At 74.5% G+C, this 13020-nt stretch carries 5 protein-coding genes; all 5 read right to left on the bottom strand.

The genetic code is table 11. The features are described 5' to 3' along the window. Positions 1 to 184: 184 nt before the first annotated feature. Positions 185 to 1882 carry a serine/threonine-protein kinase gene (locus WMF20_RS50720; protein WP_437609471.1) on the bottom strand — a complete coding sequence of 566 codons (1698 nt, stop codon included), beginning with the start codon at positions 1880 to 1882 and terminating at the stop codon, positions 185 to 187. A gap of 148 nt (positions 1883 to 2030) precedes the next feature. After that, positions 2031 to 6089 carry a kelch repeat-containing protein gene (locus WMF20_RS50715; RefSeq protein WP_437609469.1) on the bottom strand — a complete coding sequence of 1353 codons (4059 nt, stop codon included), beginning with the start codon at positions 6087 to 6089 and terminating at the stop codon, positions 2031 to 2033. Beyond that, on the bottom strand, positions 6089 to 8374 hold the full coding sequence (locus WMF20_RS50710) for a kelch repeat-containing protein (protein WP_437609466.1): 2286 nt from the start codon (positions 8372 to 8374) through the stop codon (positions 6089 to 6091). Before WMF20_RS50710 ends, WMF20_RS50715 begins: the two co-directional genes overlap by 1 nt. Then, positions 8374 to 10629 carry a kelch repeat-containing protein gene (locus WMF20_RS50705; protein ID WP_437609464.1) on the bottom strand — a complete coding sequence of 752 codons (2256 nt, stop codon included), beginning with the start codon at positions 10627 to 10629 and terminating at the stop codon, positions 8374 to 8376. Before WMF20_RS50705 ends, WMF20_RS50710 begins: the two co-directional genes overlap by 1 nt. Further along, positions 10626 to 12923 carry a Kelch repeat-containing protein gene (locus WMF20_RS50700; protein WP_437609462.1) on the bottom strand — a complete coding sequence of 766 codons (2298 nt, stop codon included), beginning with the start codon at positions 12921 to 12923 and terminating at the stop codon, positions 10626 to 10628. Before WMF20_RS50700 ends, WMF20_RS50705 begins: the two co-directional genes overlap by 4 nt. Positions 12924 to 13020: the final 97 nt, after the last annotated feature.

The raw sequence follows: 13020 nt of genomic DNA, 5'->3' as shown, positions 1-13020 counted from the left end.
CAGCGCCGCATCCGTTGTGTCACGCCGCTCCCGGCGACGCCGCCGACGAGCTCCGGGGTAGACAGCGCCGATCGACCGAGGTTCGCCCGATCGCGCAGGCGCCCGCCGCGGCGACGCATGCCGCCGTCGCGCCAGGGACGCCGCAAGACCGGAGGCGCGCCGCTCGGCCGGACGAGGGCGATGGCTACTCGATGAAGCGCGGGGGCATGAGCGGGTCGTGCGCGATCGGGACGGCGGGCGCGGCGCTCGGCGCGCCCGCCGGCGCGGCGCCCGCAGCCCTGGAGGGCGCGGCGCTCGGCGCGCCGGAGGGCGCGGCGGCAGGGGACGAGCCCGCCGCCGCAGACCGGGGCCTCCTCTCCGGAGCGCGCTTCCGGGGCAGCGGCAGCTGCAGCTTCGAGGGGAGCGAGCCCGCCTCGGTGATGACGACATCGCGCTCGATCTCGGAGCTGCCCTTGAAGACGCGCACCTTGCAGCTGCTCCCGAGCGCGCCCGTGAGCTCGATCGTGCCGTCCTTCAGGGGCGCGGGCACCCCGTCGACCTCGACCGAGGCGTCCGCGGGGACGATCGCCAGCTCGACCCGGTGCTGGACGGGCGTCTGCAGGGCCGCCGGGGGCGCCGCGCGCTGGACGGCGGAGAGCGCCCTCGAGAGCTCGCGCGAGACGAGGTGCATGCCGGTCATCGCGGCGCCCGCCGGGGCGCCCGCGCGGTGCGTCACGCCCCAGCCGAGGCCCGCCACGAGCAGCGCGGCGATGGCCACGTGCGCCTTGCTCCGGGGGCGCTGCGGCGCCGGCGCCTCCTGGCTCACCCGCGGAGTCTCGTCCGCCTCGAGCGCGGGCACCGTCGCGCAGTCGGTCGACTGGTCCCGCCAGCGCTTCGCGGCGCTCCCCGCCGCCGCGCCCGCGACGCTGCCCCGGCGGTGCGCGCGCGGGCTCGCCCGGACCTCGAGCCTCGGCGCCACGGTCTGGCGCTCCGACGGCGAGAGCGGGACCAGCATGCCCTCGTCGAGCGAGAGCGGGTCGTCCCCGAGGAGCGGCCGGATCGCGTCGAGCATCACCGAGGCGCACGGGTACCGGGCGACGGGCTGGTACTGGAGCGCGCCGTCGACGACCGCGGCGATCTCGGGCGCGACCCACGGCGCGAAGTCCTGGACCGGCGCCGGCAGGTCGGCGACCAGGGTGGCGATGAGATCGCCGAAGGCCTCGACGTCCTCGGTCGGCGTGCGCCCCGCGAGCGCGTGGTAAAGGACGATCCCGAGCGCCCAGATGTCGGTCCGATGATCGATGTCCTTGATGCCCCGCGCCTGCTCCGGGGACATGTAGCGGGGCGTCCCGAGCATGCTCCCGGACCGGGTGAGCCCCGTCGTGTCCCGGCGCGGCTCGTGGGCCGGCTTGATCTTGGCGATGCCGAAATCGAGCAGCTTCACGACGAGCCCGGCGCCCTCCTCGCGCTGGGCGAGGAACAGGTTGGCGGGCTTGATGTCGCGGTGGACGACGCCGGCGTCGTGCGCCTTCTGCAGGCCGACGCAGGCCTGCGCCACGATCCGGAGCGCGACCCGCGGGGGCAGCGGGCCGAGGCGCGAGAGGAGCTGCGCGAGATCTTCGCCGCGGAGCCGCTCCATCACCAGGAACGGCGAGCCCGTCTCGCGGTCCACGCCCGTGTCGAGCACGCGGACGATGTGCTCGGTCTGGATGGCGCTCGAGGCCCTCGCCTCGCGCTCGAACCGCTCCAGCGCGGATCGGCTGTGGACGATCTCGCCGTTCATGACCTTCACGGCCACGCGGCGCCCCTGCTCCGCGTCGTCGGCCTCGTAGACAGCCCCCATCCCTCCTCGGCCGAGGAGGCGGACCAGGGTGTACCGTCCGCTCAAGGTCTTGCCGTCCACAAGAAAGCTTTATTCTAGAAGATGTAGGCGGGGCCTCAATCGCGATGCTACCTCGGCCCGCCAGCCCAGGGCATCCGTGCTACCACGCCGGATTGTTGCGCTCCCACAGGACGGGTTGGACCAGGCAGGCCGGCCCCCCCACGCCACGTCAGAACGTGTAGCGCATCCCGATCTTGGGCGCGATCACGACCATCACCGTGCCGGCGAGCGACTCTTGCTCGAACCTGGCAAAGTACCCGCGACCGGGGTCGATCCGGCCGTAGGCGCCCTCCGGGGGGTTCGTCCACACGGGCTCGTTCAGCCGGACCAGGACCGCCGCCGCGAGGCCGGCCGTCACCTCGAGGTGATCCCCGAGGCGCAGGCCCCCGCGCACCTCCGGCGTCATCACGAAGAACCTGGCGGGGTCCTGCGCCACCGTGGGATCGAGGTGGAATTCCATGCCGCTGCTGGAGGTGAACGTGCCGGTGCGCTCGTCGCGCACGGTGCCAAGCAGGGCGCCGGCGCCGAGCCGGACCGAGAAGCGGTGGCGGTCGCCGAGCGACAGGCCGGCCCAGCCGCCCGCCAGGAAGCCGCGGAGCGCGAGGGCGTCGTCGGCCTCGCCGGAGCTGTCCGGCAGGGGGTCCTGGATCTCCAGCGACATGCGCCGGGCGGCCACCGTCTGGTGCACCTGGAGGTAGCCGGTCGTCACGCCGAAGCCGAAGCCGGACCAGAGCTCGTAGCCGGCGTGGACCGCGCCGAGGCCGCCTGCGCCGACGCCCAGCGAGCACGACCCGTTGCACTGGACCGCGGCGGCGCCGCCGAACGACGGCAGGAACGCCGGGCCCACGTCGAGCTCGACGAGGAACCGCCCCGGAGAGCGCCCGAGCTCCACGCGCTCCAGCGGCACGGGGACGACCTTGCGCGCGCCGCGGGCGAGGACCGCCTCGCGCCGCGCGGTGACGAAGCCGCCCGCGGCGACCTCGATCCGGTGCCGGCCGGGGCTCAGGCGCCCCTCCCAGATGCCGCTGCCGAGCGCCACGCCGTCGACGGTGACGCTCGCGCACACCGGCGTGGGCTCGATCCGGAGCGTCGCGCTCAGCTCCTCGGCGCGGAGGGCGAGGGGCGTCGTCTGCTTGAGCCGGATGATCACCGAGGCGGGGATGGTCCCGAGGTCGCCCGAGCCGCGCAGCACCACCGTGTGCTGGCCGGGCGAGAGCGGCCCCTCCCACGGCGTCTTGCCGACGGTGTAGCCGTCGACGAGCACGTCGAGCGCCTTGCCGTTCCGCTCGGTGACGCGCAGGCGCCCCGACTCGACGAGCTTCTGGAGGCGCGACAGGATGCGGACCACCTGCCCTCCGGCGACGTCGACGCGGGTCTCGAACGGCTCGAAGCCGTCCTTGTAGACGCGGATCACGTGGCTGCCCGCGCCGACGCGCAGCGGGGCGGGCAGCGGGTAGTCGCCGCGGTGCTGGCCGTCGACCATGATCGAGGCGCCGATCTCGGCGTCGGCGACGTCGACGGTGCCGACCAGCCCGCGCAGCCGCACGACGGCCTGCTGCGCGGCGTTCCTGGTCTCCGGCGGCAGCCGCTGCGCGAAGTCGGCGAGCAGGGTCTCGAAGAGCGCGAGCGCCTCGTCGTAGCGGCGGAGCTGCTGGAGGCACAGCGCCGCGCTCGAGGTGGCGCTCCAGGTCGGATAGTCCTGCCGCGACGCGAGGAACTCGGCGAGCGCGGGCTCCCAGGCGCCCTGGCGGTACAGATCGAGGCCGCGCTCGAAGTGGGCGCGCGCCTCGGCGACGGGGTTCGCGGCGGGCGGAGGCTCGGCGGCGTCCGAAGGCAGCGCGATGGCGGGCGGCGACGCCGGAGCCGCGGCGGGCGGCGGCGCCGGGGCCGGGGCCGCGGCAGCGGGCGGCGACGCCGCAGGCGGCGCGGGGGAGGCCGGCGCCGCGGCCGGCTGGGCGAGCGCGGCGGCCTCCGCGCCGAAGGCGGCGGCGAGCGCGACGAGGGTGCCGAGCGCGCGGGCGGCGCGGCGTCGCCGGCGGCGCGCGACGCCGAGCGCGAGGAGCAGCGCACCGGCGGAGCACGCCGCGACGGGGGCGGCCCGGCCCGGCCCGGCGCTGCAGCCGGACGCGGCGTCCGGCGCGGGCGGCGCCGGGACGCAGTGGCCGCGCAGGTTGCAGACGTGGCCCGGCGCGCAGTCGTCGATCGAGGCGCAGCTCTGTCTGCAGGCGCCGCTCTGCGGATCGCATCGATAGGCGACGCAGGGTACGCTCACCTGCGTTGGACACGCGGAGGACGCCGTCGTGCACCGCACCGCCTCGAAGATGCTGAGGTCGCCGTCGCACCTGGAAGGCGCGCAGATCGAGCCGGCCTTCGCCGCGCTGCCTGCCTCGCCGCAGCGCCCCTCGGTCCCCAGGGCGCCGCAGGTGCCGCAGGGACAGGGCACGTCACAGCAGGTGCCGTCGACGCAGATGTCGGGGGACAAGCAAGCGGTCGTCGCGGTGCACGCCTCCCCTCGGGCCAGGCCGAACCGCTCGGTCTCGGCGAGCGTGATGTCGGAGTAACTCCCCCCTGCCACCAGCACCTCGCCGCTCGACAACAGCGTGGCGGTGTGCCCAGCGCGCGGGGAGCTCATGGAGGTCGTGACGGCCCAGGTATCGACCGCCGGGTCGTACCGCTCCGCGCTGCTCAGGTAGAAATAGCTGTCGGTCAATCCGCCCGCGAAGAGGACCGTGCCGTCGGGTAGCAGCGACGCGGTGTAGGCCGTCCGCCCGCGGTTCATCGGGCTCGTGAGCGTCCAGCTCCCGGCCCCCGGCTCGTATCGCTCCGCTCTCGCGACACAGGTGCCGTCAGGATGCCGGCCGCCCGCCACCAGGACCTCTCCATTCGGCAGCAACGTCATCGTGGTAGCACCGCGCGCGTGGTTCATCGGAGCCGTGAACTCCCATCGATCGACCTCGGGGTCGTACAGCTCCGCGGTGGCGAGCGCGCCGGGAATGTAATGTCCGCCCGCCACGAGGACCTTGCCGTTCGAGAGCAGCGTCGCCTTGTGCCCGGCGCGCGGGTCGCCCATCGGAGCCGTGGACTCCCACTGGTTGGACTCGGGGTCGTACAGCTCCACGCTCTCGGTAAAGAAGCTGTTCTGGCCCCCGCCCGCCACGAGGACCTTACCGCTCCGGAGCAGCGTCGCCGTGTGCGCGATGCGGGCGAGGAGCATCGTCGCCGCGTCGGTCCATGCGCCAGTCTCCGGATGATACAGCTCCGCGGTGTCGAGGACGATGTCCGCCTCCTGGAAATTCGCCACCGCACCGCCCACGACGAGGACCTCGCCGCTCGGGAGCAGCGTCGCCGTGTGCCCGCCGCGCGCGTGCTTCATGCTCCCTGTGAAGCTCCAGGAGTCGGCCGCCGGGTCGTACAGCTCCGCGCTGTCGAACGTGGCGATCCTCTCGTGGATGGAGTCGTCGTCCCACCCGCCCGCCACGAGGACGAGGCCGCTCGGCAACAGCGTCGCGGTATGACCTTTCCGCGCGACGTTCATCGCGCCATGGGTCAGCACCCACGCCGGGTCGACGAGCACCGCCTCGCCGCCCGCGTCCGCCGACAGCTCGATGCGCGAGCCCCGCGCCCTGAGCGCCGTGGCCACAGGCCGCCCCGACGACGCATAGGCCCGCGGCGCCGAGACGCGCAGCACCGCCGTCCCCCTCCCCGCCTCGACGAGCTCCACCGCCTCGCCGCGCTCGCGGAGCGTCGCGCCCTCCACCTCCCACGCCGCCACCGCCTCGCCGCCGCGCGCGACGCCCTCGTCGAGCAGCAGCCACTCCTCCACGCCGCGCTCGGTCGCCGACCAGAACGACGTCCCCCCGCTCCGCCGGTAGGCCACGGCCTGCTCCACCGGTATGCCCTCCCCCGCGGCCCCGAGCTCTCGCACCCGCACCTCGACCCCTGCCGGCGTACGGAACCGGATCGGCTCGCTGCCCTCCCGGGGCAGCACCACGTACGGCCGCGCCGGTCTCCCGTTCACCTCCGCCGAGCCCAGATGAAACCCCTCCTCGTCGCCGGCGAACGCCTCGCGCGCCTCGAGCACGGCCGCGGACTGGTCCGGGAACCGGCGGCGCAGGCCGGCGGCGGACGGTGACTCCGGCTCGGCGCTGCAGCCGGCGAGGCATGCGGCGGCCCAGAGCAGCAGGGTGGAGCGCGGCAGAGCGCACCTGAGGAAGCCGAACGGTGACATCAGGAGCCCCCCCGCCGCCGTGTGAATTGGCCTCGAAAGACCGAAGCTCTCCGCTGCGCGACGGCGAGGAGCGCAAGGAGCGCGGCGCCCAGGCCCGCCCTGGAGGCGCTCGCCGCCGCGGTGGCTGGCCCGGCGTCACAACCCGGGCTCGCGGCGGGCGGAGGGAGCACGCAATGGCCAAAAAAGTCGCAGACATGGCCCGGCGCGCAGTCCTGCGGCGAGCTGCACTCGACCTTGCAGGCACCGCTGGCCTGATCGCAATGGTAGGGCCCGCAGTCCAGGACCTCCTGGCCCTCGCTGCTCGAGCCCGCGCAGCTGGCTCCATCGGCGGGGCAGAGGACCTGCGCCGCGCTGTGCGTCTCGTCGCGGCACTGCGCCGGGGCGCACACGCCGCCCTTCGGCACGGCGAAGCAGGCGCCGAGCCCGTCGCACGATCCATCACAGCCCTCGCGCGCACATTCACCGCGAGCATCGGAGCCCTTCGGCTGGAGGACACAGCGGCCGAGCGACGAGGGCATGGCGCACGTGTGACAGGGCTCGGAGCACCGCGATTCGCAGCAGACGCCGTCGACGCACGCGCCGAGCCCGCACTCGGCGTCCGACGCACACTTGAGTCCGAAGATCGAATACCGCTCTGGGTATTCGGAGTCGCCGACCAGCAGCACATCGCCGCTCAGCAGCCGTGTCGCGGAGTGGTCGTCGTGCAAACCGTTCGTGGGTGCCGTCTCGGCCCAGGTGCCGGCCTCCGGGTCGTACAGCTCCACGCTCCTGAAGGACCCGCTGTTCGAGAAGAAGGGCTCACCCGCGACCAGGACCATGCCGTTATGCAATGTCGTCGCGCTGGGCGAGTTGCGCAGTCCGATCATCGGGCCCGTGGGGGACCAGGTGCCGGTCTCCGGGTTGTACCGCGCTGCTCCCAGAGTGCCCACGGCCAGGACCTCGCCGCTCGGCAGCGGCGCCATGACGATGGGGGCCCAGGAGAAACGACTGCCTCCGGGCAGCGACCCCGTGGGCGTCCAGGTGTTGGTCCCCGGGTCGTACAGCTCCGCGCTCCTGAGCTCATGGGTGAACCCCATCCCTCCCGCCACGAGAACCCTGCCGCTCGACCCCAAGCGCACCGCGGCGTGGCGTTCGCGAGCGTCGTTCATCGAAGCCGCGGAGGTCCACGTGTCGGTCATCGGGTCGTACAGCTCCACGCTGGCGAGCGTGCTGGTTCCTACCGATCCACCCGCCACGAGGACCTTGCCGCTCGAGAGCAGCGTCGCGGTGTGCTCGTTCCGTGACGTGACCATGGATGCTTTGGTCGTCCAGGCGCCGGCCTCCGGGTCGTAGAGCTCCACGGTGCCGACGGGCACGGCCGCGGAGAGGCCGCTCTGCCCCCCGAGCACGAGGACCTCGCCGCTCTCCAGCAGCGTCGCGGTGTGGCGGTAGCGCGCTGCGAGCATCTGGCCGACGAGGCTCCAGGTGCCGTCTGTCGGGTCGTACAGCTCCGCGCTGGCGAGAGCCTCGGGCAAGCTGCTACCGCCCGCCACCAGGACCTTGCCGCTCTGCAACAGCGTCGCGGTGTGATGTCGCCTGAACTTGACGTTTTTTCGCCCCGCCGGCTCCCACGCGGGATCCACGAGCGCCGCCTCGCCGCCCGCGTCCGCCGACAGCTCGATGCGCGCCCCCCGCACCCGGAGCGCCACGGTCACGGGCCGCCCCGTCACCGCGTAGGCGCGCGGCGCCGTCACGCGCAGCACCGGCGCGCCGCGCGCCTCGTCCACCAGCTCCACCGCCGCGCCGCGCTCGCGCAGCAGCGCCCCCTCCACCTCCCACGCCGCCACCACCTCGCCCGCACGCGCGACGCCCTCGTCGAGCAGCAGCCACTCCTCCACGCCGCGCTCGGTCGCGGACCAGTACGACGTCCCCCCGCTCCGCCGGTAGGCCACGGCCTGCTCCACCGCTGTGCCCTCCCCCGCGGCGCCGAGCTCTCGCACCCGCACCTCGACCCCCGCCGGCGTGCGGAACCGGATCGGCTCGCTGCCCTCCCGGGGCAGCACCACGTGCGGCCGCGCCGGTCTCCCGCTCACCTCCGCCGAGCCCAGATGAAACCCCTCCCCGTCGCCGACGAACGCCTCGCGCGCCGACAGCACGGCCGCGGACTGGTCCGGGAACTGGCGGCGCAAGGCGGCGGCGGACGCAGGCGGATCCACCTCGGCGCTGCAGCCGGAGAGGCATGCGGCGGCCCAGAGCAGCGGGGTGAAGCGCGGAAGGGCGCGCTCGAACGAGCCGGACGGGGACATCAGGAGCAGCTCCGCTTTCGTGTGGGTTTCCCTCGGGGAACGAGGAGGGCGGCGGCGAGCCCTGCCAGCGGGAGGGCGGCCGCGCGCCGCCGCCAGCGCGCAGCGCCGAGCACGGCGAGCAGGAGCCCGAGGCCGCGCGCCGCGCCGCAGGGCGGCGAGCCCGGCGCGGCGCGGCAGCCCGAACCGGCGCTCGGCGCCGGCGGCGGTCGGACGCAATGGCCCCGGAGGTTGCAAACGAAGCCGGTCGCGCAGTCGTCGATCGAGCTGCAGCCCGTCCTGCAAGCGCCGCGCGCCGGATCGCAGCCGTAAGCGATGCAGTCGACGACCTCCTGCTCCGGACAGGCGGCGGACGCGGGAGAGCACAGCGCCGGCGCGAGGCTGCGGGTCGCGTCGGCGCATCCGGCCGGCGCGCAGATCATGCCGGCCTTCGCCCGGTTGCCTGGAGAGAGGCACTGGCCCTCCGGGCTGCATTCTCCGCAGGGGCAGGGCGCGTCGCAGCAGATCCCGTCCACGCAGAAGCCGCCGTCGGGGCAGTGCGCATCCGCCGTGCACGCGTCGCCCAGGATGGGGACGAACCGTTCGGCGCTCGCGAGGGCGGGCAAGGGCCCGTCCATGCCCCCCACCACCAGGAGCGGACCGCCCGGGAGCAGCGTCGCGGTGTGCTGATAGCGCGCGTACTTCATCCCGGTCGAGAAGGTCCAGGTGTCGGTCTCCGGGTCGTACAGCTCGGCGCTGTAGAGCCGTTTGGCGCCGATGCCGCCGCCCGTCACCAGGACCTTGCCGCTCGACAGCAGCGCCGCGGCAGGACCGCGGCGCGCCGAACGCATGGTGGACGTGACGGTCCAGGCGCCGGTCTCCGGGTCGTACCGCTCCGCGACGTCGAGCACGCCATCGCGGTTGGCGCCGCCGGCGACCAGCACCTCGCCGCTCGGCAGCAGCGTCGTGGCGAGACCGAGGCGCGCGAACTGCATTGCGCCCGTCAAGGTGAACGTGCCCTCCTCCGGATCGTACAGCTCCACCTGCGCGATGGGGCGGCCGCCGAGGCCCCCTCCCGCGATCAGGACGTGGCCGCTCGGCAGCAGCGTCGCGGTGTGCTCATCGCGCGGGATCTGCATCGAGCCCGCGAGCGTCCACGTGTCCTTCTCCGGATCGTACAGCTCTGCGCGCTCGACAGGCTCGCCCTCGCGGGCGCCTCCCGCCACCAGGACCTTGCCATTCCGCAGCAACGTCGCCGTATGACCGGCGCGCGTCACCTTCACCGGAGCCGTGTACGTCCACGTCTCGGTCGCGACATCGTACAGCTCCGCGGCCCTGTCCACGGGTATCGGGGGGGCTTCGAACCCTTCGCTGCCGCCCACCACCAGGACCTTGCCGCTCGGCAGCAGCGTCGCGGTATGGAAGGCTCGCGGGCGTTCCATCGGAGTCGTGCTGCGCCAGACGTCAGGGTCCTCGTACAGCTCCGCGCTGGCAAGGTAGGACCCCGGGCTCCGACCGCCGACCACCAGGACCTTGCCGCTCGGCAGCAGCGTCGCGGTGTGCCGAACGCGCTTGGCGCTCATCGAGCCGGCCGGCTCCCACACCGGGTCGGCGAGCACCGCCTCGCCGCCGGCGTCGACCAAGAGCTCGATGCGCGATCCCCGCACGCGGAGCGCCACGGGCACGGGCCGCCCCGAGGCCGCGTACGCGCGCGGCGCGCTGACCCGCAGGAGGGGCGCCCCGCCCAGCTCTCCCACGAGCTCGACCAGCGCCCCGCGCGGCCGCGGCGTCGCTCCCTCCACCTGCCACGCCGCCACCGGCTCGTCGCCGTGCGCGACGCCCTCCTCGAGCAGGAGCCACTCCTCCGCGCCGCGCTCGGTCGCGGTCCAGAAGGACGCCCCGCCCGCGCGCCGGTAGGCCACGGCCCGCTCGAGCGCCACGGCCTCCCCCGCGGCGCCTTGCTCCCGCACCCTCACCTCGATGCCCGCGGGCGTGCGAAACCGGATGGGCTCGCTGCCGGTGCGGGGGAGCACGACGTGGAGCCGGGGGGCGCTCCCGCGCTGCCCCTCCGCCGCGTCCAGGCGATACCCCTCCGCGTCGCGCACGAACGCCGCGGGCCCTGCGAGCACCGCGGCGGCATGCTCCGGGAACAAGCGGCTCAGGGCGGCGGACGCGAGGGGCTCCGGCTCGGCGCTGCAGCCGCAGAGGAGCGAGAGGACCGAGAGCAAGCGAGGGGCGCCCCGATGGATCCCCTGGAGAGCGCAGCGCGTGCGGGTCATGCGCCCTCCGCCGCCGCCGCCCGTCCCGCCCGCGAGCCCCGCGATCTCCGCTGCGCTGCCGCGAGCAGCGCGAGGAGCAGCGCGACCAGGCCGCCTCCGGACGCGACCGCCGCGCCGTTCGCTGCGCCGCAGCCGCGGCTCACGGCGGGCGCAGGGCGCACGCATCGGTTGCCGAAGCTGCACGCGAAGCCCGGCGCGCAGTCCAGCGGCGAGCTGCAGCGCTCCTTGCACTTGCCGTCCCGGAAGTCGCAGCTGTACGGCGCGCAGTCCTCCACCGCCCTCGCCTGGCGGGTCGAGTCCGGGCAGGCGGCGCCGTCCGCGGGGCAGAGGATGGGCATGCGGCTGTGCGTACCGTCGGTGCATTCCGCCGGAGCGCACTCGGCCTCCCTCGGCACGGCGGCGCAGGCGCCGAAGCCATCGCACGCACCGTCACAGCCCTGGTGCGCACACTCGTCGCGGAGATCCGACCCCTTCGGCTGCGGCACGCAGCTGCCGAGAGCCGAGGCCAGGGCGCACGTATGGCACGGCTCGGTGCAGGGCGAGTCGCAGCAAACGCCGTCCACGCAGACGGCGAGCGCGCAATCGGCGTCCGACGCGCACGCGGCGCCGACGCTCGTGTACCGCTCGGAGTACTCCGAGGAGCCGCCCGCGATGAGCACCTGCCCGTTCGGCAACGACGCCCCGGTGTGGGCCTGGTGCCCCTCGGTCATGGGCGGGCCCGGGGACCAGAGGTTGGTCGCCGGGTCGTACACATCCGTGCTCTTGCCGGAGCTGCCGTCGATTCCGCCCGCGATCAGCACCTTGCCGCTCGGCAAAAGCGTCGCGCTGTGGAGGACACGCGGGATGCTCATCGGGCCCGTGAACGTCCAGGTGTCGGTCACCGGATCGTACACCTCCGCGTCTTCCCCGGCGTCGGCGCCCAAGCCGCCCGCCACCAGGACCTTGCCGTCCGAGAGCAGCGTCGCGGTGTGCGCGACGCGCGCCGAGTTCATGCGCGCCGCGAGCTTCCAGGTGCCGGAGGCCGGATCGTACAGCTCCGCGCTGTCGAGCGGGATCTCGATGTCATCGGCCGAGCCGGGCCAGCCGTATCCGCCCATCACCAGGACCTCGCCGCTCTTCAGCGCCGTCCCCGCGTGGGAGTAACGCGGGATGGTCATCGGCGCCGTGAGGGTCCAGGTGTCGAGCACCGGATCGTACAGCTCCGCGGTCTCCTCGAACACGCCCGGATGTCCGCTCGCCACCAGGACCTCGCCGTTCGGCAGCCGCGTCGCGGTGGCGTAGGCGTGCGGCGTGACCATGGGCGCCGCGGGGGACCAGCTGTTGGCCGCGGGATCGTACAGCTCCGCGCTCTGCGCGGACATCGAGTTGGCGTATCCGTTTCCACCCGCCACCAGGACCTTGCCGTTCGAGAGCAGCTCAGCGACGTGGAAGACGCGCTCTCTGCTCATCGGCGCGGCGAGGGACCAGCTGCCGCTCTCCGGATCGTACAGCTCCGCGCTGCTGGTAAGCATCGTGTCGACGCGGACCCGTCCCCCCACCAGGAGGACCTGACCTCCGGGCAGCTGCGTCGTGGTGTGGTACGTGCGATCGGCGCTCATGCTGCCGGCCGGCTCCCACGCCGGATCGACGAGCACCGCCTCGCCGCCCGCGTCGCCCGCGTCGATCGACAGCTCGACGCGCGCCCCCCGCGCCCGCAGCGCCACGGCCACGGCGCGCCCCGAGGCCGCGTACGCGCGCGGCGCCGTCACGCGCAGCACCGGCGCGCCGCGCGCCTCGTCCACCAGCTCCACCGCCGCGCCGCGCTCGCGCAGCAGCGCCCCCTCCACCTCCCACGCCGCCACCACCTCGCCGTCGCGCGCGACCCCCTCCTCGAGGAGCAGCCACGCCTCCACGCCCCCGTCGGTCGCCGTCCAGAACGACGTCCCGCCCGCGCGCCGGTAGCTCACCGCGCGCTCCGCGATCGCGCCCTGGCCCTCGGCGCCGAGCTCCCTCACCCGGATCTCGCCGCCGTTCGCGAGCCGGAACCGGATCGCGTCGCTCCCGTCCCTCGGCAGCTCCACCTCCGGCCGCGCAGCCCGCATCCAGGCCCCGCCGGGCTCGGTCGCCGCCAGCCGGAACCCGCCTGGCGTCGGGGTGAACGCCTCGCGCGCCGACAGCACGGCGTCCGCGTGCTCCGGAAAGCGCAGGCGCAGCGCCGCAGCGGAGGAGTCCTCCGGCTCCGCGCCGCAGCCGCCGAGGAGCAGCGCGACCGCGAGCAGGGGTGACGGAGTCGGGAGCGATCGCCTGGATGTCAAGGATGGTGCTGGCACGTCGCGTCTCGCCGCGCCGAGTAGAGCAGCCTTGCCCTGGCCCGCCTAGCCTCCCGCCGCGGCGCCGTCGTCGAGCGACCGC

The sequence above is a fragment of the Sorangium sp. So ce834 genome (genome assembly GCF_051521425.1).
GTDB lineage: Bacteria > Myxococcota_A > Polyangia > Polyangiales > Polyangiaceae > Sorangium > Sorangium cellulosum_D.
The sequence above is the reverse complement of the archived record's forward strand: the minus strand, read 5'-3'. Positions and strand labels throughout refer to the sequence as shown.